Genomic DNA, 22,541 nt, shown 5'->3' with positions numbered 1-22,541 from the left:
GTGGGGGTGGATGGATGCCTGGGCGGGCGGATGCCGGTCAGTTGTCCGAGGCCAGGACCAGGCCCGACGTGGGCACGCCCGTGCCGGCCGTCACCAGGACCCGCTCCGCCCCGGGTATGGGGTTCGCCGCCGTCCCGCGCAGCTGTCTCACCCCCTCCGCTATCCCGTTCATCCCATGGAGGTACGCCTCCCCGAGCTGTCCTCCGTGCGTGTTGATCGGCAGCCTCTCCTCCGCCACGAACTCCGCCGCCTCCCCCTTCCCGCAGAACCCGAACTCCTCCAGCTGCATCAGCACGAACGGTGTGAAGTGGTCGTACAGGATCGCCACGTCCACCTCGGCCGGCCCCAGGCCCGACGTCCGCCACAGCTGGCGGGCCACCACGCCCATCTCCGGCAGGCCGGTCAGGTCGTCGCGGTAGAAGCTGGTCATCTGCTCCTGGCCGCGGCCCGCGCCCTGGGCGGCCGCCGCGATGACGGCCGGCCGGTGCGGCAGGTCGCGGGCCCGCTCCACCGAGGTGACCACGATCGCCTGGCCGCCGTCCGTCTCCTGGCAGCAGTCCAGCAGCCGGAGCGGCTCGACTATCCAGCGCGAGGCCGCATGGTCGGCGAGGGTGATGGGGCGGCCGTGAAAATACGCCGCCGGGTTCGTCGCCGCCCACTTCCGGTCGATCACCGCCACATGCCCGAAGGCCTCCGGGGTCAGCCCGTACATGTGCAGATACCGCTGGGCCGCCATCGCCACCCAGGACGCCGGGGTGAGCAGCCCGAACGGCAGGGACCAGCCGAGCGCCGCGCCCTCCGCCGACGGCTCCCGGTGCTGGACTCCGGAGCCGAAGCGGCGGCCGGATCTCTCGTTGAAGGCGCGGTAGCAGACGACCACTTCCGCGACCCCCGTGGCCACCGCGAGCGCCGCCTGCTGGACCGTGGCACAGGCCGCGCCGCCGCCGTAGTGGATGCGGGAGAAGAAGGACAGGTCGCCGATGCCGGCCGCCTGGGCGACGGTGATCTCAGGGCTGGTGTCCATCGTGAACGTGACCATCCCGTCCACGTCCCCTGGTGCCAGCCCCGCGTCGTCCAGCGCGGCCCGCACCGCCTCCACCGCCAGCCGCAGCTCGCTGCGCCCGGAGTCCTTGGAGAACTCCGTCGCCCCGATGCCGGCGATCGCGGCCCGGCCGCCGAGGACGTCCCTCTTGCGCACGCTCACCGGGCACCTCCCGAGGGGAGGCTGACCGTCACCGTGCCCGTGACGTGTCTGCCGATGCCGTTCGCCCCGACCACTTTCACGGTTGCCGTCGCCGTGGCCGCGTCGGTCTCCTCGGTCACTTCCTCGACCGCGCCCGTCAACACCATCGTGTCCCCCGGGTAGTTGGGCGCCCCCAGCCGTATCGCCACCTTGCGGAGCACGGCCGTTGGACCGAAGTGGTCGGTGATGTAGCGGCCGACCAGGCCGTTGGTCGTCAGGATGTTCATGAAGATGTCCGGGGAGCCCTTCTGCCGGGCCAGCTCGGCGTCGTGGTGCACGTCCTGGTAGTCGCGGGAGGCGATGGCCCCGGCGACGATCAGGGTGCGGGTGATCGGGATCTCCAGGGGCGGCAGCTTCTCGCCGGCCCTGACCTGGCTGCTCATGCGACCTCCTCCCGGGCGCGGAACACGGGCAGCACCAACTCGTCGTCGTACGACTGGAATTCGAGGTGGACGGGGAGGCCTATGCGCACCTTGTCGCAAGGCGTGCCGATGACGTTGCTGATCATGCGGACGCCTTCGGCGAGCTCGATCAGGGCGACCGCGTAGGGAGGGGCGAAGGCCGGGAAGGGCGGGTGGTGCATGACGACGTACGAATAGACCGTGCCCTCGCCGCTCGCCTCCAGCGTGTCCCAGTCCAGGGCGCCGCAGGCGTTGCAGCCCGGGAGCCACGGGAAGCGGAGGGTGGTGCAGGATGTGCAGCGCTGGATGAGGAGGCGGTGCTGTTCGACTCCTTCCCAGAAGCCGGCGTTGTCGCGGTTGACGACCGGGCGGGGGCGGCGGGGCTGCTCCTTGGGCCGGCTCCGGGCCGCGGGGGCGTACTTGAGGATGCGGAAGCGGTGGGTGCCGGACAGGGCGTGGTCCGGGCCCGCGCGGACGTCCGTGCGGGTCGTGACGAAGTAACCCGTGCCGAGTTTGGTGGTCTTGCGCTCCGAGACCGACTCGATCACGGTGTCGAAGGTGACCTCGTCGCCGGGGCGGAGGGGTCTGACGTACTCCTGCTCGCAGTCGGTGGCGACGACCGAGGTGCAGCCCGCGTCGTCGAGCAGGCCGAGGAGTTCGTCGAACGCGGCGGAGCGGCCCGTGTGGCCGGAGAGGCCGCCCATCGTCCAGGCCTGGAGCATGGTGGGCGGGGCCATGGCGTCCGGTCCCTCGTACGCCGGATTGGTGTCGCCCATCGCCTCGCACCAGTGCCGGATCATGGGCAGGTTGACGGGGTCCTTGCCCTGGCCGGCGACGGCGGCCGCGCGCCCCTCGTACGCCTTCAGCCGCGTCCCCAGCTCGTCGATCGCCTCCGGCCCACCGCTCATCGTCGCCCCCTCGTCCCGCGCCGTATCGCATTGACACTTCTGGTACACCGCAGCCGCCGGTCGGGTTCCCACGAGTCCGACAGGAGTTTCTGACTGTCCGTCAGATTTGATGCACTGTCAAGGTCGGCCCCGGACAGGCGAAAACGCCTGCGCGGCGATGCCGAAGCACCGCCGCGCAGACGCGTCACACCCCACGGAGCACACCCCTCGGGTCCCTTGCTCCCGGGCCCTCCGACGGCCGGGAGTCAGGGACGCCGGCTCACCAGAGGTTGGTGAAGTTGACGGCGACGTTCTCGTTTCCCTGGTTGATGGCCGTGAACGCGGAGCCGTTGACCTGGGCGGTGTTGCTCTGGTTCGAGGCGCCGGAGCCGACCGCGTTCTGCTGCGTGGTGGACGAGTTGCCGTTGTTGTCGTGGCCGACGCCGCTGCCGACGATGCTCGCGACACCGGCGTTCGATCCGTCGTCCGCGAAGCCGCCGTTGTCCGCCGCCGCGACGCCGGTGAACAGGGCTGCTGCCAGCGGGAGGGCGGAGACGGCGGCGATGACGCGGGCGGTGCGGATGCTTGCCATGTTTCTTCCTCCAGAACCCGGCTTCTTGCCGGAAGTACGTCAAGTAAGGCTGTTACCAGGGCAGTTGGCCGGCCGCCTCGGTGTTGTGCACGACGTCGCGAGACCAGAGTTGCCCACCGAATCCCCGGCGAACCAGCCCGGAAGCCGCGATTCCCACTCAAGTGCTACGACAAGTCGATAAACCCCTTTCACCACTTCCAACGCCCAGGTCAGGGCAAGAGGGGCGAGATCACCCCAAGCGCCGCAGGCGGTGAAGCGTTCCGGCAGATTTCCGGCCAATTCGTTTCGGCCCGGCGAGTCGCCGTCGATCCCCCTTCCCTTTTTCGAACATACGTACGAACATGGAGTCATGGCCACCACCGACCGGCAGGCCACGACGCTGGCCCTCGCACACGCCCTGTCAGCCGCCGAGCGCGGACTGGCCGTCATCCCCCTGTCCCGGACGAAACTCCCGGCCCTGCGATCCCCCCACCGCGACGACCCCGACCCCCATCGCTGCCACGGCGAGTGCGGCCGCCTCGGCCATGGGGTGTACGACGCCTCGACCGACCCGGCGCGCATCCGCGAGCTGTTCGCCGCCGCTCCCTGGGCGAGCGGCTACGGCATCGCCTGCGGGCTGCCCCCGCACAACCTGATCGGCATCGACCTCGACACGAAGACCGGCACCGACTCCTCCACCGCCCTGCGCGAACTGGCCCTGCGGCACCTGTTCACCATCCCGGACACGGTGGTCGTGCTCACGCCGAGCGGCGGCCGCCACCTCTGGCTGACCGGCCCGTCCGACGCGGCGGTCCCCAACTCGGCCGGCCGCCTCGCCCCCGGTATCGACATCCGCGGCGCCGGCGGCTACCTCGTGGGCCCCGGCTCCCGTACCGACCACGGCGTGTACGCGACGGCCCCGGGCACCGCCCATCTCGCCCCCGCCGTCTGCCCGCCGGCCCTGCTGCGCCTGCTCCTGCCGCCGCCGCGCCCCGTTCACCCCGCGACCCACCCCTCGGCCGGCGACCATGGGCAGGGCCTGGTGCAGTTCGTGCTCGCCGCGCACGAGGGGCAGCGCAACACGCGCCTGTTCTGGGCCGCCTGCCGCGCGTACGAGAACGGCATCGGGCCGGCCCTCGTCGCCCCGCTGGTCGACGCGGCCCTCAACACCGGCCTGTCGGAGCGGGAGGCGCGGGCGACGATCGCGTCGGCAGCGCGGATGACGGGACACCGGCCCTGAGCCCAGGCAGCACGCAGGAGACCGGCAAGGCACCGGCCCTGAGCCCAGGCAGCACGCGGGAAGCAGGCAAGGCACCGAGCAGGCCCAGGAAAGGCGCCGGAAAAACCGAAGGAACCAGATGCACGACCGCCCTAGAGTGCGGATCATGTCGCTGACCCGCGTGATCCTCACTTCCGGCCGCTCCGTCGACCTGTCCGAGGTGCGGTTCTCGTCGACGTACGGAGGATTGCTGGAGGGCTACCCCTGCAAGCCGGTCAACGAGATCAGGATCAAGGGTCTGCTGCACACGGCCGAGCGCGCCTTCCGCTCGCCCGTCCACCTGGTGCCGCCTCCGCGCGAATACCCGGACCAGTACGCCGGCGCGTTCGGGCCGGTTGAGGTGCTGCCGCCGGTGGCCTGCGTCGGCGCCTTCCGTTCCACGGCCCTCGACCCGGCCCATGACCCGGTGCTCTACCGCTCGGCGCTGACGGTCATATGGTTCCAGTCCACACCCCGGGTGCCGTCGGACTGCGACGCGGTCACGGCACTGCGGGACGTGGACTGGGAGGGGCTCGCCGAGGACTACGAGCTGTAGCGGCGTCCCGGTCGGTGATCGGGTTGTAGCGGAAGGTGATGCTCTGCGGCATCAGGATCGAGCCGTTGGCCCGCAACTGGTCCGGGACGTGCAGGACGGACTGCGCGAAACTGCGGGTTGATCGTGTACACGAAGGTCCGGTCGGTGACCACCGAGTGCCGTCAGCTGGACGTCACCATCCAGCCGACGACCGGGATGGACTGGCACCCGACGTCGAGATGTAACCGCTGTTGTTCGCCCGGTCGCCGCGGTACATCTGATCCTGGCCAACACATGGCCATACGCACTGGTCAACCCCGGGACACGGGCGAGTCAGGGGTGAGACAAGGCGCACGTAGAAGGGGTGCCTCTGCGAGAGAGGCACCCCTTCTGACCAGCACGCCTATGAGCTGTGCGGAGGCGGTGGGATTTGAACCCACGGTGACATCGCTGCCACGACGGTTTTCAAGACCGTTCCCTTCGGCCGCTCGGGCACGCCTCCCCGCGCCGCCCTGGAGATCGGCGGCGCGGGGACAAGAGTAACGGGTTGGTCCACGCGCGCGTGGGGCAGTTGTCGTCGAACCGGGGAGGTACGCGCGCGTGGCTCGGGGTCAGCTGTCGCCGGTGCGGGAGCCCAGCGTGAGCTGGACCGTGTGGGACTTGCCGTCCCGCTCGTAGGTGATCGTGACCTTGTCGCCGGGCTTGTGGGTCCAGATCTCGCCGATCAGGGTCGGGCCGGAGTCGATCACCCGGTCGTCGAGCTTGGTGATCACGTCACCGGGCTTGAGGCCGGCCTTGTCGGCGGGGCCGCCGGACTCGACCGCGGAGGCACCGCCGGCGCCCGTGTCGGTGATCTTCGCGCCGCCACTGGAGTCCTCCAGGGAGACCGAGGCGCCGATCTTCGCGTAGACCGGCTTGCCGGTCTGGATCAGCTGCTGTGCGACGTACTTGGCCTGGTTGATCGGGATGGCGAAGCCGAGGCCGATCGAGCCGGACTGGCTGGTACCGCCCAGGCCGCCGCTGCCGGTGGACTGGATCGCGGAGTTGATGCCGATCACATTGCCCTGGGCGTCGAGCAGCGGGCCGCCGGAGTTGCCCGGGTTGATCGACGCGTCGGTCTGCAGCGCGCTCATGTAGGAGGCGTTCGAGCCCGTGCCGTCGCTGGAGGCCACCGGGCGGTTCTTCGCGCTGATGATGCCGGTCGTCACCGTGTTGGACAGGCCGAAGGGGGCGCCGATCGCGATCGTGGAGTCGCCCACGGCCACCTTGTCGGAGTCGCCCAGGGTGAGCGGCTTGAGGTCCGACGGGGGGTTCTTGAGCTTGATGACCGCTACGTCGTAACCCTGCGCGTGGCCGACCACCTCGGCGTCGTACTTCTTGCCGTTCGGGAAGGTCGCCGTCAGCTTGCCGCCGTCGAGGGCGTCCGCGACGACGTGGTTGTTGGTGACGATGTGGCCCTGGGTGTCGAAGACGAACCCGGTGCCGGTGCCGCCCTCGCCGCTGTTCGACTCGGCCTCGATGGTGACCGTGCTGGGCAGCGCCTTGGCGGCGACCGCCGCGACCGTGCCGGCGTCGCGCTTGACCTGGCCACCGCTGGTGGACGAGGAGACCGTCGTGGAGCCGGTGTTGTCGTCGTTGTTCTTGGCCAGCGTGTAGCCGAGACCGCCGCCCAGGCCGCCGGCGACCAGCGCGGCGACCAGGATCGCGGCGACGAGTCCGCCGCGGCGGGCCTTCGGGGACGGCGGCTGCTGCTGGTACGAGGATCCCCAGTCGGAGCCGGAACCGGAGCCGCCGTCGGAGTACGACGGGGTCGCGGGGGGCGGGGGCGGCCAGGAGGCGTCCGGGGCGGAACCGCCGCTTCCCTGCGCGTTGTTCGACTCCGTCGACGCGTACGCGGGCGCGTGGCCCGCGTGCACCAGCTCCTGCTCCTGCGCGCCGGGGGCGCTCGGCGGCACCGGCGGGAGCGGAGCGGTGGGCGCGCTCCCCTCGGAGGCGGCGGGTGCCGAGGGAGCGGGAGCGTCCACCGGCACGGGGGGTGCGGACGGGGCCGGGGGTACCGGGGTGCCCTCGTTCTCGGTGCTCACAGCTTCTCTCCTCGGTCCACGGCTGATCTTCTGGGTCGCACTCGGTCACGCCCGTTCACGTTGTCGACGGTCCGGCGCGCTGCAGCTGTGCATGTCCTTTTGTATGCCGTCAGCTTTTCCCATGAGCCGTCAGGGCACCATAAGCGGTGCCTGTGGGTCTCGGGCAGTTCCTTATATAGGTCATGACGGGCAAAAGGGGCGCAATCTCTGGCCCTCCGCCCGCACGACTACCCCCGTGCGGTGGCACCATGACGCGGTGACCCACGCACGGCAGCACTCGATCCAAGTCGTCGCCCACCGGGGCGCCTCCGAAGAGGCCCCGGAGCACACCCTGGCCGCTTACAAGAAGGCGATCGAGGACGGTGCGGACGCCCTCGAATGCGATGTACGCCTGACGGCGGACGGCCACCTCGTCTGCGTCCACGACCGACGCGTCAACCGTACGTCCAACGGCCGCGGCGCGGTCTCGGCGCTGGAGCTCGCCGAGCTCGCCGCCCTGGACTTCGGCTCCTGGAAGGCGCGGGACGCCTGGAAGGGGCGCGACGAGGAGCCCGACTGGGAGTTCCGGCCGGAGGACCGCGAGGACACCTCCGTACTGACCCTGGAGCGGCTGCTGGAGCTCGTCGCGGACGCGGGGCGGCGGGTGGAGCTCGCCATCGAGACCAAGCACCCCACGCGGTGGGCGGGTCAGGTGGAGGAGCGGCTGCTGGTGCTGCTGAAGCGGTTCGGCCTCGACGCGCCCGCCTCGGCCGCCGAGTCGCCGGTGCGTGTGATGAGTTTCTCGGCGCGGTCGCTGCATCGCGTGCGTGCCGCGTCACCGACGCTGCCGACGGTCTATCTGCTGCAGTTCCTCTCGCCCCGGCTGCGCGACGGACGGCTGCCCGCGGGTGTCCGGATCGCGGGCCCCTCGATCCGGATCGTGCGCAACCACCCCGCGTACATCCAGCGGTTGAAGCGGGCCGGCCACCAGGTGCACGTGTGGACGGTGAACGAGCCCGAGGACGTGGACCTCTGCGTCGAGCTGGGCATCGACGCCATCATCACCAACCGCCCGCGCGCGGTACTGCGTCAGCTGGGGCGCGAGGGCGGCCTCTGACCATGTGTCACTGGTAAAGACCTGTGAAGAACCCTTGACCCTTCCGCCCCTCTGGCACCATTCTCGCTTTCCGGACACCGTCGAAATCAAGCCACGCGACTACGGGGAGTGCACCGGCGCGTTCGGTCCGTATTCGATCGTTGCGAATGCGTCACCGAACGTGGATTGGCCGGTTTCCGGTACAGGCCAATGGGGCATCCACACCGTGGCGTGGGGCAAAGGAGGTCTCGGGGGTGGCGTTGGTGGTGGCACAGGAGGTGCCCACGTCGTCGAGCATGGCCGTACCCCATGGCCCTGCGGGCGTGGGGGAGGCGAGACACCGTATGCGCGAGCAACTGCGCAGGGGCGGTGTGTCGGAGACGGTCATCGACGATGCCGTACTGATTCTTTCCGAACTCTTGAGCAATGCGTGCAAGCACGGCCGGCCGCTGGGCGACGCCCTGGCCGGGGACGGCGACGTCCGGGCGGCCTGGCGGGTCGACGGCGGCAGGCTCACCGTGGAGGTGACGGACGGTGGCGGACCCACCCGTCCGGCTCCAGCCACTCCCTCGGTCACCGCGCACGGCGGCCGCGGGCTGAACATCATCACCGCGCTGGCCGACGACTGGGGTGTACGGGACGACGCGCGCGGCGAGGTCACCGTGTGGGTCGTGGTGCACAAGGACGTTCATGATCCGGACGCGGGCCACCGTCGCGACGACTTCGCTACGCGCGTCACGGCGCCGACGGTCTCGCGGGTGCCGGGGATGCCGGGCATGGGGTACGTGGAGGCGTTCGACGACCTGGACTAGGTCGCCGGACCTTGTCCACAGGCTTCCGTTGTCCACAGGCCCCGTCATCCACAGGCTCCCGCCGTCGATGGCGTGAACGGCTAGGCTCCCGCCGTACGAGACGAGCCGTAACCGGGAGACACCCACGATGGCCAAGAAGCGACCTCAGACCAAGGCCAAGCAGCCCCAGATCACCGACGGAGAGATCCCGGTTGTCGGTGCGCGTGAGCCCTGCCCCTGTGGCAGTGGCCGGCGGTACAAGGCCTGCCACGGCCGGGCCGCCGCGCAGGCCTCGACCGAGCTGGTGCACCGGCCCTTCGAGGGGCTGGCCGGCGAGTGCGACTGGGTGGCACTGCGCGAGCTGGTGCCGGCGGCCACCGTCGAGCTGACGCTCAAGGCCGGCCTGCCCGAGGGAGTCCCGTCCGTCACGCTCGCGACCGTGCTGCCGATGGCGTGGCCGGCGCTGCGCCGCGACGACGGCTCGGTGCTGCTCGGTCTGCAGAACGACACGGCGTCGGGTGACATCAGCCGCGACCTGGCCGACACCCTCCAGCGCGCGCTGACCGCCGAGCCGGGCACGCCGGTCGAGGGCCGCCGCGCGCCCGCCGACGGGCCGCGGCTGCAGGATCTGCTCGATCCCGAAGGCGCGTTCGAGCCAGTTGTGCATGAGGGCTTCGAGTTCTGGGTGCCGGACGCGGAGAACGCGACGCCTGATGTGACCGCCTCCCTGGAGCGGGCGAACGCCGCGGCGATCCCGACCGTGAAGCTGACGGGCGTGGACGCCGCGTACTGGTGCGAGACGCCGGAGAAGAACCACCTGCGCTGGGTCATGCCGCACCCGGAGGAGCAGCTTCTGGACGCGCTCGCCCGGCTGCACGCGGCGGGCCGGTCCAACCTCGGCGAAGGCACCCGCCTGGTGGGCTCCTTCCGCGCTCACGGGCTCACCGTGCCCGTCTGGGACCTGCCCAGCGGCGTCGGCGCGGAGGACATCGAGAAGCCGGCCGCCGAGTTCGCGGAGCGGCTGGCGGGGGCTCTCGTCACGGACGCGCCGCTGACCGCGGACGAGCGCCGGGCGCGCGGCGGTCTCACCAACCGGCAGGTCACGCTCAGTTGACAGACCGTGACGAAATCGGGTGCGGCTGACCGACCGATCAGCCGCGTCCGATCTTGTGGAACCGGTGACTCCGCTCACAAGTCCCGTCAGGGACAAGCAAATACGTGACCGGAAACCCCGGATCGAATTTGCGAACCGCCGATCTCTTGTTACCGTTCCAGTAGCCCGGTTGCTGGTGCATCCCCCGTCGCCAGCAACCGGGTCTTTTCATGTCCGCGTTCCTTTTACGGAATTCCGCCGGACGTCAACTGCCGTTCGAGGCCCCGGAGTTGCTCCCGGACCTCAGCAGCAGCGGCCCGCGTCCGCCCCGCGCCGCGAACTCCGCGACGGCCGTGTACGCGTCCGGTCCACCCCGGGTGCGCTCACGCGGTGTCTCGCACGTCCCCGGTTCGTCCCCGGCGCCCACGGCGCAGTTGATCTGCACGGTGCGGCCCTCGGGTCCCATGAGACTCAGTACGGAGTCCAGGGCGTCGCCGGTCGCGTTGCGGTAGTAGGTGCGCGCCCAGGTGTCCGCACCCTGCGTGAGCACACAGGTCTGCGCCTCGATGCCCTCGGGCGAGGTGAGTTCGGGGCCGCAGCGGGCGGCGGTGGCCAGGCCCAGGCCGAGCAGCAGGGGCGACTCGGTGGGCCCGGCGGGGGGCGCCTTGGCGTCGGCGGACGGGGAGGAACGTACGGGCTCGCGCGCGGGGGCGCGTACGACGGCGCGGCCCTCGTCACCCGCCGGACCCGCGGACGCCACGGCCAGCGGCAGCGCGACCGCGCACGCCACGACGCCCGCGAGGGCGAGCAGACGGAGGTTCATGAGGGGGAAGATAACGACCACGCGCGCGTGTACCGTCCCGCGCGCGCTCGACACCCCTACAACTCGGGCGCGCTCACACCCGTACGAGTGAGGGCCTCGACCGTGGCGTCCACCACGGCCTCGACGTCGGGGACCCAGGGGGAGGCGGAGCCGGGCAGCGGCGCGCGCTCCCAGCGGATCTCGCCCTCGCCGGTCTCGGACGGGGGCAGGGCGAGATAGCCGCCCTCGCTGTGGAAGCGGAGCGAGCCGGGGACGAAGTCCTTGGCGTACAGCAGTTCGCCCAGCTGCTCCATGGAGTACGGCTTGACCAGGATCGCCCAGCGGCTGGGCGAGGCCACGACCGGGCCGAGGCGCATGCCCATGCGGTCGAGGGCGCTCAGGGCGTGCGCGGCCGCGAGGGCCGGCAGGCTCACCGCGCAGGGGGCCTTGCCGCCGGTGGCCAGGACGATCGGCGCGCTCGGGCGGTTGGTCCACCACCAGCGCACCATGCGGGCGTCCGTGGTGGCCGCGAGCAGACCGGGGTCGAAGGGGTGTGCACCGGGCACCGTGCACTCCGGGTCGGGGCAAGCGCAGCGGGAACGCCCCTGCGGGTCCGCCACCACACCCGGGAGTACGGGCCACTGCCATTCCGCCGCGAAGGTCAGGGCCGCGCTGATCAACTCAGGCCTCCCGTCGCTGCGCTGGGACAGGAGCCTGCGTCGCCTTCCGAGGATCTCGCGCATGAGCGCTCGTTCCTTTCCGTTGCACCGCTGGCAACACCGTGGGCCACATCACACCATGTGTCGATCACTTCACTGTGCGTACCTGTTGGCGCATCACACCCGTGTCCTGAACACGGGGAACCCCATACTGCGTCTATCAAAAGCATGGGCGTGGCGGGGGGTGGCGAAGTCTGGCGTTTTGCCGTCCCGCGTATTTCTCTCCGCCTCCGCCACGGGAGGATGGGGCACGGTCGTCGGTGGATAGGACGCCGGGGTCGGTCACCAGGTTCCGGGTGACTGTCAACCACCCCTGGCCTTCTCCGAGTACGTACCCATCACGACCGCTGTGACGCTCTGTGGAGCAAGGCCAGTCGACCGCAATACCCCGTTACCCGAGTCAGTTTTAAGCCAACTTTGCTTTATGGCAAGGGGTGCACCGGTGACCCACGGACACCAGGAATCCCAGCAGGACAATGCTGGACATCCCCTTACGAGTGCGTGTACATGTGGAGACACTGCTAGCGGCGCAGAATGACATGGGGGTTTGCGATGCTTTTGAGCAATACGCACCGGTCGGAAAGCCGGACGCCATGAACGCCCCTCACCCTCCGAAAGTGGCCGGAATCGATTCAACGGTTCCCTCGCCCGCACACACTGTCGCGCCCGCGCCCGTGGCCCCGGACACCCCTCCGGTCCCCCCGCCGAACCCACCAGGAGCGCTGCTCCAGGACCGTCTCGCCGGCTGGGTCTCGGACCTCACGACACTCCACGAACTCACCGAACGACTGGCCCGCACGGACGCACTCCAAGAGGCCCTGACCGAACTGCTGCGCGCCGGAGCCGCCCTGGTGGGCGCCCGGCGCGGTCTCGTCGTACTGGAACCCGGCGACGGCCTGGGACCGGACACCACGATCGGCCTCGGCCTCGCCCGCGCCGACCTCGGCCACATCGAGACCGTGCCGCGCAGCGCGATGTCGTACGGCCGCATCCTGGACGGACTGCCGGGCGCGGACGGCGAGATCGCCGAACCGGACCTGCTCGCCGAGGACGGCCTGGACCCCCGCCACCGCGAGGTCGCCGCCCGCCTCGGCTACGCCGCCTGCTACGCGCTCCCCCTGACCACCGAGGGCGCGGGCCGGATCGGCGCCGCCGTGTGGCTCTACGACGAGCCCGCCGAGCCGGTCGAGCGCCAGCGCCATCTGGTCGGCCTGTACGCGCGCTACGCCGGTGAGCACCTGGCACGGCTCGTCGAAGTGGAGCGCACGCGCGCGAACATGGCGACCATGGCCGAGGAGCTGCTGCCGTCCCGGCTCCCCCGCGTCGCCGGAGTCCAGCTGGCCGCACGTCATCGCACCGGGCCGCGCGGGGGCGGCGACTGGTACGACGCGCTGCCGCTGCCGGACGCCGCGCTCGGCCTCGCGGTCGGCGCGGTCACCGGTTCCGGTCCGAGCGCCGTCGCCGCGATGGGCCGGCTGCGCGCCTCCCTGCGCGCGTACGCGGTGATGGAGGGCGAGGATCCGGTCGCGGTCCTGTCCGACCTCGAACTGCTGCTCCGCCTCACCGAACCCGCCCGCTCCGCCACCGCCCTGTTCGCCTACTGCGAACCCGCGCTGCGCAAGATCACCCTCGCGGGGGCCGGGCACTGCCCGCCGCTGCTGGTCGGTGAGCGCCGCACCGAGTTCGTGGAGACCTCGGTCTCCGCGCCGCTCGGCATGCTCGCCTGCTGGGAGGCGCCGAGCGTGGAGCTCCAGGCCGAGCCCGGCGAGACCGTGCTGCTCTACACCGACGGCCTGCTGCACCGCACCGGCGACCCGACCGACCGCGCCTTCGCCCGGCTGCACTCGGCGGCGGCGAGCGTGCCCAAGGCGCTGCGGCACGACCCGGACGCGATCGCCGACCACGTGCTGCGGACCGTGCTGCCGGACGGGCTCGACCAGGCCGACGGCGAGGAGGACGTCGTCCTGCTGGCGGCGCGCTTCGAGTAGGTGGTCGGTAACAGGTCCTTCGCCCCTGGGCCCCCTTCCGTACGACCGTACGATGGAGGGGGTCCAGTGCCGTAACTAGGAGGATGACCGTGGCGGAGGAGCTCACCCCGGAGACCCCGGAAGAGAGCGAAGAGCCGATCAAGCAGCGCAAGAACGGCCTGTACCCGGGCGTTTCCGACGAGCTGGCCGAGAGCATGAAGTCCGGCTGGGCCGACACGGAGCTGCACCACCTGGAGCCGATCGCCCAGGCCGCCGAGACCGCGGCCCGCCGCGCGGCGCTGTCCACGCGCTTCCCGGGCGAGCGTCTGGTGATCCCTGCGGGCAACCTCAAGACCCGCTCGAACGACACCGACTACCCCTTCCGGGCGTCCGTCGAGTACGCGTACCTCACCGGCAACCAGACCGAGGACGGCGTCCTCGTCCTGGAGCCGACCACCGAGGGCCACGACGCGACGATCTACCTCCTGCCCCGCTCCGACCGCGAGAACGGCGAGTTCTGGCTGTCGGGCCAGGGCGAGCTGTGGGTCGGCCGACGCCACTCGCTCACCGAGGCGGAGAAGCTGTACGGCATCCCCGCCTCCGACGTCCGCGAACTGGCCGACAAGCTGCGCGAGGCGACCGGCCCGGTGCGGGTCGTGCGCGGTTACGACGCCGGGATCGAGGCGGCGCTGACCGACAAGGTCACCGCCGAGCGGGACGAGGAGCTGCGGGTCTTCCTCTCCGAGGCGCGGCTGATCAAGGACGAGTTCGAGGTCGGCGAGCTGCAGAAGGCGGTCGACTCGACCGTGCGCGGCTTCGAGGACGTGGTGAAGGTCCTCGACAAGGCGGAGGCCACCTCCGAGCGCTACATCGAGGGCACGTTCTTCCTCCGCGCGCGCGTCGAGGGCAACGACGTCGGTTACGGCACCATCGCCGCGGCCGGCCCGCACGCCTGCACGCTGCACTGGGTCCGCAATGACGGCCCGGTCCGCTCCGGCGACCTGCTCCTGCTGGACGCGGGCGTCGAGACGCACACGTACTACACGGCCGACGTCACGCGCACGCTGCCGATCAGCGGGCGGTTCAGCGAGATCCAGAAGAAGATCTACGACGCCGTGTACGAGGCCCAGGAGGCCGGCATCGCGGCGGTCAAGCCGGGCGGCAAGTACCGGGACTTCCACGACGCGGCTCAGCGCGTGCTGGCCGAGAAGATCGTCGAGTGGGGCCTGGTCGAGGGGCCGGTCGAGCGCGTCCTGGAGCTCGGGCTGCAGCGCCGCTGGACCCTGCACGGCACCGGCCACATGCTCGGCATGGACGTCCACGACTGCGCGGCCGCGCGCACCGAGGCCTACGTCGACGCGACGCTGGAGCCGGGCATGGTGCTCACGGTCGAACCGGGCCTGTACTTCCAGGCCGACGACCTGACGGTGCCGGAGGAGTACCGCGGGATCGGCGTCCGGATCGAGGACGACATCCTGGTGACCGAGTCCGGGAACCGGAACCTCAGCGACGGACTGCCCCGGCGCTCCGACGAGGTCGAGGCCTGGATGGCGGAGCTCAAGCACTAATACGAGACTGATGGCCGGGTACCTGTGGGGTGCCCGGCCATTCACGTGCCAGGGCCTGTCCGGCGGATCAAGTCGCAGGAAATCAGCGGCGACATACTGACCGAGGTGAGCGGGGTCTGGTGCGTGCAGCTGCAAGGCGGAGGAGGGAGCCGACGCGGAGCGTCGGGGACCGACGACAACGCGGCTGGGGGCACCCCCTCTGGGGGAGTGCGTGCCAGACCCCGCGTCTGCGGCATGATCCGCCGGACAGGCCCTAGGGGGAGGGTTTTCGTGAACGACTTCTGGTCCGGAGTCGGTGTCGATCTGCATCTTGAGCCCGATGCCGGTGACGGACGGCGGGTTGGGCTCGAACGGGCTCTTCGGGACGCTGTGCGGGACGGGCGGCTGGCCCCCGGGACCCGGCTTCCGGCCACTCGACGGCTCGCGACCGAACTCGGTGTTTCACGTGGAACAGCGAAAGCCGCGTACGACCAGCTCGTCGCCGAGGGGTATCTGACCGCGCGGCAGGGGTCGGGAACGCAGGTCGCCTCCTTGCCCTCGCTGGACTCCGAGGCTCCCAACGCGGCCGCACGCGCGCGTACTCCGCGTTTCGATCTGCGGCCCGGGAGTCCGGACGTAGGGGCTTTCCCCGCCGCGGCCTGGCTGCGGGCGCTGCGCCGGGCCATCGCCACGGCGCCTCTTCTGGCGTACGACTACGGCGATCCGCGTGGGCGAACAGAGCTGCGGACGGCGCTTTCGGGGTACCTGGGGCGCGCGCGGGGTGTGATCGCGCCGCCCGAGCGGATCGTGATCACCTCGGGGTACGTGCAGGGGCTCGCGCTCCTCACGCGCGTGCTGGAGGGCGGGACGGTCGCCATGGAGGACCCGGGGCTGCCGTTCCATCGTGAGGTCGTACGGCGCAACGGGGGCAGCGTGGTGCCGGTGCGCGTCGACGAACGCGGGGCGAGCGCGGAGGAGTTGGGGGACTGCCGGGCCGTCGTCGTCACCCCCGCCCACCAGTACCCGACCGGCGTGACACTGGGCCCGGAGCGGCGGCGCGCGCTGACCGACTGGGCACGCGCGCGTGGCGGGCTGATCGTCGAGGACGACTACGACGGGGAGTTCCGTTACGACCGCCAGCCCGTGGGCGCGTTGCAGGGCATGGCGCCGGGGCAGGTCGTCTATCTCGGTACGGCGTCCAAGACGCTCGGGCCCGCCCTCCGGCTCGGCTGGATGGTGCTGCCGCCGCACCTGGTCGACGCGGTCGCCGACGCCAAACTGCACAGCGACCACCACACCGAGTCCATCGGCCAGCTGGCGCTCGCCGAACTCATCGACAGCCACGCGTACGACCGTCACGTGCGCGCGTGCCGGCTGAGATACCGGCGCCGGCGCGACCAGCTCCTGGACCGGCTCGGCAACCGGCACACGGTCCGCGGCATCGCGGCCGGGCTGCACGCGCTCGTGGACGTCACCGACGAGGCGGAGGTCCTGGAGCGGGCGGAGGCGGAGGGGCTCGCGCTGGGCCGGCTCGGCGACCACTGGCACGGGCCGGGAGAGGGGCGGCCGCAGGGGCTGGTCGTGGGGTACGGGACGCCGAGGGAGCGGGTGTATCCGGAGGCGTTGGAGGTGCTCGGGAAGGTGCTCGACGGGGCCTGATTGGGCCATTGACAGGGGTGGCGATTGGATCTGTATAGGGGTCCATTGCGCCTCTAGCGTCGTACGTATGACACCTCGCCTCGTCCCGCCCGCGGGTCCGCAACGCGTCCTGGCGCTCGCCCAGTTGACGAACTCCATCGGTGACGGCGCCTACTACGTGACCTCGGCGCTCTACTTCACCCACGTCGTCGGGCTCGCGCCCGCGCGCGTGGGGCTCGGGCTGACCCTCGCCTGGGCGGTCGGGTCGCTCGCCGGGGTGCCGCTCGGGCGGCTCGCGGACCGGCGCGGGCCGCGTGGCACGGCCGTGCTGCTGGCGCTGGGAACCGGGGCGGCGGTCGGTTCGTTCCTGGTGGTGCGGGGGTTCGTGCCGTTCGTCCTCGCGGCCTGCGCGTACGCGACGGCGCAGTCGGGGCTGGCGGCGGCCCGGCAGGCGCTGCTCGCGGGGCTGGTGACCGCCGGGGAGCGGACGGGACTGCTCGCGCATCTGCAGGCGACGCTGAACGCCGGGCTGGCGGTGGGGGCGGGGCTCGGCGGGCTGGCGTTGCAGGCGGGGACGCGGGGTGCGTATCTCGGGGTGCTCGCGCTGGACGCGGTGAGTTTCCTGGTGTGCGCGGGGGTGTTGCTGCGGCTGCCGGGGGTTGCGCCGATGGCTGCGCGGGAGTCGGGGTCGGCCGCGCGGGAGTCGGGGTCGGCTACGGAGAAGCCAGGCTCGGCCGGACGGCGGTCGGTGGCGTCCGTGCGGAAGTCGGACCGGCTCGGGGTGTTGCGGGACCGGCCGTACGCCGTGCTCACGCTGCTCAACACCGTGCTGCTGCTGCGGATGCCGCTGCTCAGCCTCGGGCTGCCGCTGTGGGTCGCCGAGCGGACCGCCGCGCCGACCTGGGTGGTCTCCGCGCTGTTCGTGCTCAACACCGGGGCCGTGATGCTGTTCCAGGTTCGTACGGCTCGCGTCGTCACCGGGCTCGCGTCGGCCACGCGCGTGGTGCGGCGGTCGGGGTGGGTGATGTTCGGGGCGTGCGCGGTGTTCGCGCTGTCGGCCGGGGTGTCGCCGTGGGTCGCGGTGGGGGCCCTGGTGATCGGGGCCGTGCTTCAGGTCGTCGCCGAGATGGGGCAGTCGGCGGGTTCCTGGCAGCTGTCCTTCGACCTGGCGCCGGCGGACCGGGTGGGCGAGTACCAGGGGTTCTTCGGGACCGGCGTGACAGTGGCCCGGACGCTCGGCCCGCTGGTGCTGACCTCTCTGCTGGTGGGGTGGGGGACACCGGGGTGGCTGCTGCTGGGCGGGGTGACCGTGGTGGCGTCGTACGCGATGGGGCCGGCGACCCGACGGGCCGCCGGCCGGGTGGTCGAGGAGACCAGGCAGCCGGCACTCGCACGCTGACCGGCGGCAAGGTCTCCTGCACGCCGCCGGTCCTCATCAACAGACGCGGACCACCAGCTCCTGCACGCCGCCGTCCTCACCAACAGACCCGCGCCAACGGCTCCTGCACGCCGCCAGCCCTCATCAACACACCCGCGCCAACGGCTCCTGCACGCCGCCAGCCTTCACCAACCGACCCGCGCCAAGGGGCTCCTTCACTCCGCCCGCGCCGTCGCGGCAACCGGCAGCGAGTCCAGGAACAACGCCCCCGACAGCAGCCCCGCGCTCCCCCGCGGGCTCCAGCCACGCTCGTGCAGGTCGGCGTCGAGGGCCGTCAGTGCGTCGCGGCCCGCCTGTGTCGCCGTACCGCCCGATTCCAGGACACCGCGTGCGCCCGCCTGGACATGGCGCAGGCCCAACGGGCCCGCGGTGTACAGGAGTTCCGTGTCCTGGAGCGTGGACATCACCGTGAGCAGGGCGTCCAGCCGGGCCTCGGCCTCCGTCGCGCCGGCCGAGCGGGCCGCGGTGAGGGCGTCGAACGCCCGCCGTACGTGCGGGAATCCGGCGCGGGCCTCGCCTCGGGCACCGGCGGCGCCGTACTTCACGGAGATCGTCGAACCGCGTGAGGGGCGGCGCGGGGCGCCCTTGTCGTTGAGGGCGGCGAGCTTCTTGGCCGTGGCGGCCACGTCCCGGGCGCCGGCCCGGGGATGCAGCGCGGCCGCCGCGACCAGGAAGCCGAGCGCCCACAGGGCGCCCTTGTGGCCGCCGCCGGCCAGGCCCACCGAGTGCTCGGTGGACCGTCCGATCGCGCCCAGTTCCGCCCGCAGTTGGGGGTTGGGCTCGCCGGTGCGTCGGGCGGCGGCGGCCATCGCCGCGAGGCCGGGCGCGAGCGCCTTGGCCGACCAGCGCAGGGAACAGTGGTCCCGGCGACCGGCGGGTACCCCGAGGTCACGCGGGTCGGGCAGGCCCGGCTTGGGGGCCAGGGCCAGCTGCCCGGTCAGCGCCGCCACCGCGGCCTGCGCAAGCGTCTCGTCCTCGCGGCTGCTCATTAACGGCACCTCAGGACGCCGACGCCGAAGGGCTCGCGCTGTCGCTCGGGGCGTCGCTCGGCGGCGTACCCGTCGGCGCGTCGCTCGGCGGGGTGCCACCGCCGCCGCTGCCCGCACCGGTGTTCTCCGCGTCCGGGTCGATGCCGAGGGTGAGGAACCCCTTGTAGCCCTTGGACGGGTCCTTCTTGTGCACGGCCTTCAGGGTGAGCAGACCGCTGGAGGCGCCGCCGCCGTCGTACACCATGTCGTTGGCGAGGGTGGTGTAGCTGCCGGTGTGCTTGGAGTACGGGTCGAGGGTGAAGATCTCCTCGGCGACGTCGTCGGCGAAGAACAGCTGGCCGGTGTAGTTGACCTTGCCGCCCTCGTAGGTGCCGTCCTCCTTCTCGCCGCCGGTGTGCACCTTCACGTGGATGTGGCAGGTGCGCGGGGTGTACCAGCCGGGGAAGATCGTCTCGAACTTGACGACCCCGTTGGCGTTGGCGATCTGGTAACCGCGCAGGTACGTGTTGTCGTTGGCGGAGTCGCCCTCCTCGCTCTCCGAGGGCGCGGAGCCGCCGGGGTTGGCGGTGGTGTAGCCGGAGTAGTAGCCCCAGGCGTCGCAGTGCCAGATCTCGACCGCGGCGCCCTTGACCGGGGTGCAGCCGTCGGTGGCGTCGACGACGGTCAGACGCAGCGTCAGCGGGACGCCCGCCTTGCCCTCGGTGATGTCCTTGCGGACCAGCGCGCCGTCCAGGTAGTAGGGGCCCTCGGTGACGCTGGCCATCAGCGTCGCGCACTCGCTGGTCGAGGTGGCCGAGGCGCTGGCGTCGTCGGTGGTGGAGTCGGTGGTGGTGTCGGCGAACGCCGACTGGTAGCCGGCGGCGGCGAGACCGCCCGCCGCGACCGTGCCGCCGGTGACCGCGATGGCGCGGCGCCGGGTGATGGAGTTCCTGTGGTTTCCCGTCATGATCGGGAACGTAGGGAGGCCGTCCGTCAGGGATGTAGGGCCGGACTAAGAAAAAGCTGTGAATGCTGAGGAAGCTGAACTCCGTCCGGATCCTTGCGGTCGGCGGAGCTCACACGCGATCAGCGGCGCGTCCTCACACCGCGATCAGCGGCGCGTCCTCGCGCCACTTGAGGATCTTGTCGAAGCTGACCACCGTGCCCCCGCGGCCGGGCTTGCTGCCGATGTGGACGTGGTCGGCGAGCTCCCGGATGAGACACAGGCCTCTGCCGTGCTCGGCGTCCGCGCGGGCCGGGCGGGCGGCGGGGGCGCCGCCCGAGAAGCCCGGGCCGGAGTCGGTGACCTCGATACGGCACTTCTCGCCGTCCAGATAGGCCGTCACCCGGTACGCCTCCGAGGACCGGCCGCGCGCCGTGTCGCCGCCGTGCTCGACGGCGTTCGCGCAGGCCTCGCTCAGGGCGACCGAGAGGTCGTAGGAGACGTCGGGGTCGACGCCCGCCGTCTCCATCGTGCCGAGCAGCAGCCGCCGGGCGAGCGGCACGCTCGCAGCTTCCCGCCGCAAGTGGAGTGACCACCAGATGCTCATGCTCCAGCCTCCCGGCCGCGGCTCGACATACCGTTTCTTATTGCCGCCAGTGCCCGGGTGTAAGCACGGAGTTGACGTGATGCCGCCCATATGGGCGATGCATCCAAAACAGAATCGGTGTATGTGTGGGCGGCTCACACCAGAGGGTGATGTTCCGGTTCGTATGTCACCTTGCGGACCTGCCGTATGGGGTCGATAAGCGCAGTGCGATGATGAGCCCGCCATGACTGCCCCCCACCAGCGCAGGGCGCGCTCCGGACCGGACGTCCGGATTCTGCGGGCCGCGGTGTTCGCCGCGGTCTGCGTCGTGCTGGCCGCGGCCGGTCACACGCTGGCTTCCTGCGCCACCGTCCCGCTGTGGACGCTCGGCGCGGGATTCCTGGGGGTCTTCCTGGTCGCGGCACCGCTGGCCGGACGCGAGCGCTCGCTGCCGGGCATCGTGACGCTGCTCGCCACGGGACAGACCGTGCTGCACACGCTGTTCGGGCTCGGGCAGCACACGTCGAGCGGGACGTCGATGGCCTCGATGTCCATGTCCGACGCCACGCTGGTCGAACGGGCCGCACGCCTGGTCTGCGGGACCACCGCGGCGGCCATCACCCCGGCGCACGCGCGCCGGATCCTGGCCGACGCCCGGCTGAGCCCCGACACGGCCATGGACATGGGCTCCATGAACCACTCGGCGGACGCCCTGACCGGCACCGCCTCCCCGGTCGCGCTGCTGCCCTCCCTGCCGATGCTGCTCGGCCACGTCCTCGCGGCGATCGCCGCCGGCTGGCTGCTGCGCCGCGGTGACCTGGCTCTGCTGCGGCTGATCCGTCTGTCCGGGCAGTCCGCGGACTCCCTGGCGGAAGGGGCGGTCGTACGGTCCCTGCGCGCGGCCCTCGCCCTGGTGCGCGCCCTGCGTGCCGGGCTCCCGGCCGCGCCCGAGGCCGGTCCTCGTACGCCGCGCACCGCGCTGCTCGCGCCGCCGAAGCCCCGTACCACCGCACTCCAGCACTCCGTGATCCGGCGCGGCCCGCCGGCCGGCGGGTTCGACCTCGCCGCCTGACGCGACGCGACCGCCACTCCGCCTTCAGCTCCGGGCTTTCCGGGAGAGGTGCCGCCGTCGTGCGGCGCACACGCGCGCCCGCGTTTTCGACGCCCACGCGCGCGTACCCCTCCGTACACCGGAACTCACTCGAAGTGGAGTGCTCCCTGCCATGAAGGCTTCTCGTCTCGCCGCCTCCGGCGCCCTCGCCGGCACCGCCGTGCTGGCCCTGTCCGCCCCCGCGTTCGCGCACGTCAGCGTGGCGGCGGAGGGCACCGCCGCCAAGGGCGGTTACGCGGTCGTCGACTTCAAGGTCCCCAACGAGCGCGACAACGCCTCGACCACCAAGCTCGAGGTCACCTTCCCCACCGACCACCCGCTGGCCTCCGCCATGCCGGAGCCGATGAACGGCTGGAAGATCCAGGTCACCAAGGCCAAGCTGGCCAAGCCGCTGGAGCTGCACGGCGAGAAGATCACCGAGGCCGTCTCCAAGATCACCTGGACCGCCGAGGGCAAGGGCGTCGAGCCCGGCTACTTCCAGAAGTTCCCGGTCTCCGTGGGCGCGCTGCCCGAGGACGCCGACGAACTCGTGTTCAAGGCCGTGCAGACGTACTCGAACAAGGAGGTCGTGCGCTGGATCGAGGTCCAGCAGGACGGCCAGGAGGAGCCCGAGAACCCGGCTCCCGTGCTCACCCTGTCGGCCGCCTCGGAGGAGGGCCACCACGGCTCGGCCACCGCCGAGGACGCTTCCGACGAGACGGACTCCGGGTCCGCCGAGAACACCGCGGCCGACACGAGTGCCTCCGCCGACAGCAGCGACACCACCGCGCGCGTACTGGGCGTCGTGGGCATCGTCGTCGGCGGGCTGGGCGTGGCGTACGGCGTACTGGCCGGCCGTCGGCGTACCAACGCCTGAGGTCTTCGATCCGCCCTGTGCACGGGGG

21 protein-coding genes and 1 tRNA gene are annotated in these 22,541 nt (G+C 71.5%); 11 read left to right on the top strand and 11 right to left on the bottom strand.

Annotated features, from left to right (window positions below):
* Positions 1-37 precede the first annotated feature (37 nt).
* The 4 genes from ABZ848_RS23915 to ABZ848_RS23900 all read right to left on the bottom strand — a co-directional run bounded on the left by ABZ848_RS23915 (position 38) and on the right by ABZ848_RS23900 (position 3,123).
* A complete protein-coding gene (locus ABZ848_RS23915; protein ID WP_360834931.1) occupies positions 38-1,204 on the bottom strand; it encodes a lipid-transfer protein in 1,167 nt (388 codons plus the stop codon).
* Positions 1,201-1,626 carry a MaoC family dehydratase gene (locus ABZ848_RS23910; protein ID WP_360834929.1) on the bottom strand — a complete coding sequence of 142 codons (426 nt, stop codon included), beginning with the start codon at positions 1,624-1,626 and terminating at the stop codon, positions 1,201-1,203. The genes ABZ848_RS23915 and ABZ848_RS23910 overlap by 4 nt, the downstream gene beginning before the upstream one ends.
* A complete protein-coding gene (locus tag ABZ848_RS23905; RefSeq protein ID WP_360834927.1) occupies positions 1,623-2,552 on the bottom strand; it encodes an OB-fold domain-containing protein in 930 nt (309 codons plus the stop codon). The genes ABZ848_RS23910 and ABZ848_RS23905 overlap by 4 nt, the downstream gene beginning before the upstream one ends.
* Before the next feature lie 259 nt (positions 2,553-2,811).
* Positions 2,812-3,123 carry a hypothetical protein gene (locus ABZ848_RS23900; RefSeq protein WP_242768202.1) on the bottom strand — a complete coding sequence of 104 codons (312 nt, stop codon included), beginning with the start codon at positions 3,121-3,123 and terminating at the stop codon, positions 2,812-2,814.
* A 349-nt stretch (positions 3,124-3,472) separates the two neighbouring features.
* On the opposite strand from ABZ848_RS23900, the gene ABZ848_RS23895 reads away from it, so the two are divergent.
* The gene (locus ABZ848_RS23895; RefSeq protein WP_360834925.1) at positions 3,473-4,342 is read left to right on the top strand and encodes a bifunctional DNA primase/polymerase; all 870 of its coding nucleotides are present in this window, start codon (positions 3,473-3,475) and stop codon (positions 4,340-4,342) included.
* 145 nt (positions 4,343-4,487) lie between these two features.
* Positions 4,488-4,916, top strand: a complete 429-nt coding sequence (locus ABZ848_RS23890; protein ID WP_360834923.1) for a hypothetical protein — start codon at positions 4,488-4,490, stop codon at positions 4,914-4,916.
* Between the two features lie 394 nt (positions 4,917-5,310).
* Here ABZ848_RS23890 and ABZ848_RS23885 read toward each other — a convergent pair.
* Both ABZ848_RS23885 and ABZ848_RS23880 read right to left on the bottom strand, forming a co-directional pair.
* Positions 5,311-5,397 (bottom strand) — tRNA-Ser (locus ABZ848_RS23885).
* Positions 5,398-5,506: 109 nt separating this feature from the next.
* Positions 5,507-6,979, bottom strand: a complete 1,473-nt coding sequence (locus ABZ848_RS23880) for a trypsin-like peptidase domain-containing protein (protein WP_360834921.1) — start codon at positions 6,977-6,979, stop codon at positions 5,507-5,509.
* 256 nt (positions 6,980-7,235) lie between these two features.
* On the opposite strand from ABZ848_RS23880, the gene ABZ848_RS23875 reads away from it, so the two are divergent.
* The 3 genes from ABZ848_RS23875 (at position 7,236) to ABZ848_RS23865 (ending at position 9,959) form a co-directional block, all read left to right on the top strand.
* Positions 7,236-8,075: a glycerophosphodiester phosphodiesterase gene (locus ABZ848_RS23875; protein ID WP_360834919.1), complete on the top strand. Its 840-nt coding sequence runs from the start codon at positions 7,236-7,238 to the stop codon at positions 8,073-8,075.
* A gap of 146 nt (positions 8,076-8,221) precedes the next feature.
* The gene (locus ABZ848_RS23870; protein ID WP_360834917.1) at positions 8,222-8,866 is read left to right on the top strand and encodes an ATP-binding protein; all 645 of its coding nucleotides are present in this window, start codon (positions 8,222-8,224) and stop codon (positions 8,864-8,866) included.
* 127 nt (positions 8,867-8,993) lie between these two features.
* Positions 8,994-9,959 (top strand): DUF5926 family protein, encoded by a 966-nt coding sequence (locus tag ABZ848_RS23865; RefSeq protein ID WP_360834915.1) that lies wholly within the window; start codon positions 8,994-8,996, stop codon positions 9,957-9,959.
* Between the two features lie 244 nt (positions 9,960-10,203).
* Here ABZ848_RS23865 and ABZ848_RS23860 read toward each other — a convergent pair whose 3' ends face one another.
* Positions 10,204-10,761, bottom strand: a complete 558-nt coding sequence (locus ABZ848_RS23860) for a hypothetical protein (RefSeq protein ID WP_360834913.1) — start codon at positions 10,759-10,761, stop codon at positions 10,204-10,206.
* Positions 10,762-10,817: 56 nt separating this feature from the next.
* Positions 10,818-11,483, bottom strand: coding sequence for a bifunctional DNA primase/polymerase (locus ABZ848_RS23855; protein WP_360834911.1), 666 nt, complete (start codon positions 11,481-11,483; stop codon positions 10,818-10,820).
* A gap of 452 nt (positions 11,484-11,935) precedes the next feature.
* On the opposite strand from ABZ848_RS23855, the gene ABZ848_RS23850 reads away from it, so the two are divergent.
* The 4 genes from ABZ848_RS23850 to ABZ848_RS23835 all read left to right on the top strand — a co-directional run bounded on the left by ABZ848_RS23850 (position 11,936) and on the right by ABZ848_RS23835 (position 18,010).
* Positions 11,936-13,447, top strand: coding sequence for a PP2C family protein-serine/threonine phosphatase (locus tag ABZ848_RS23850; RefSeq protein ID WP_360834909.1), 1,512 nt, complete (start codon positions 11,936-11,938; stop codon positions 13,445-13,447).
* An 83-nt stretch (positions 13,448-13,530) separates the two neighbouring features.
* Complete coding sequence (locus ABZ848_RS23845; protein ID WP_360834907.1) at positions 13,531-14,994, top strand: aminopeptidase P family protein; 1,464 nt, start codon at positions 13,531-13,533, stop codon at positions 14,992-14,994.
* A 270-nt stretch (positions 14,995-15,264) separates the two neighbouring features.
* Positions 15,265-16,632: a PLP-dependent aminotransferase family protein gene (locus ABZ848_RS23840; RefSeq protein ID WP_360834905.1), complete on the top strand. Its 1,368-nt coding sequence runs from the start codon at positions 15,265-15,267 to the stop codon at positions 16,630-16,632.
* Positions 16,633-16,699: 67 nt separating this feature from the next.
* A complete protein-coding gene (locus ABZ848_RS23835; RefSeq protein ID WP_360834903.1) occupies positions 16,700-18,010 on the top strand; it encodes an MFS transporter in 1,311 nt (436 codons plus the stop codon).
* Positions 18,011-18,204: 194 nt separating this feature from the next.
* Here the strand turns inward: ABZ848_RS23835 and ABZ848_RS23830 are convergent, their stop codons facing one another.
* The 3 genes from ABZ848_RS23830 to ABZ848_RS23820 all read right to left on the bottom strand — a co-directional run bounded on the left by ABZ848_RS23830 (position 18,205) and on the right by ABZ848_RS23820 (position 20,567).
* A complete protein-coding gene (locus ABZ848_RS23830) occupies positions 18,205-19,038 on the bottom strand; it encodes a triphosphoribosyl-dephospho-CoA synthase (RefSeq protein WP_360834901.1) in 834 nt (277 codons plus the stop codon).
* Positions 19,039-19,048: 10 nt separating this feature from the next.
* Positions 19,049-19,984, bottom strand: a complete 936-nt coding sequence (locus tag ABZ848_RS23825) for an intradiol ring-cleavage dioxygenase (RefSeq protein ID WP_360834899.1) — start codon at positions 19,982-19,984, stop codon at positions 19,049-19,051.
* Positions 19,985-20,117: 133 nt separating this feature from the next.
* The gene (locus tag ABZ848_RS23820) at positions 20,118-20,567 is read right to left on the bottom strand and encodes an ATP-binding protein (protein ID WP_360834897.1); all 450 of its coding nucleotides are present in this window, start codon (positions 20,565-20,567) and stop codon (positions 20,118-20,120) included.
* Between the two features lie 223 nt (positions 20,568-20,790).
* Here ABZ848_RS23820 and ABZ848_RS23815 point away from each other — a divergent pair, with 223 nt between their 5' ends.
* Complete coding sequence (locus ABZ848_RS23815) at positions 20,791-21,618, top strand: hypothetical protein (protein WP_360834895.1); 828 nt, start codon at positions 20,791-20,793, stop codon at positions 21,616-21,618.
* Between the two features lie 151 nt (positions 21,619-21,769).
* A complete protein-coding gene (locus ABZ848_RS23810) occupies positions 21,770-22,513 on the top strand; it encodes a YcnI family protein (protein ID WP_360834893.1) in 744 nt (247 codons plus the stop codon).
* The last annotated feature ends 28 nt before the right edge of the window (positions 22,514-22,541 follow it).

Source organism: Streptomyces sp. NPDC047081 (assembly GCF_040643775.1).
Classification (GTDB): Bacteria; Actinomycetota; Actinomycetes; order Streptomycetales; family Streptomycetaceae; genus Streptomyces.
The sequence above is the reverse complement of the archived record's forward strand: the minus strand, read 5'-3'. Positions and strand labels throughout refer to the sequence as shown.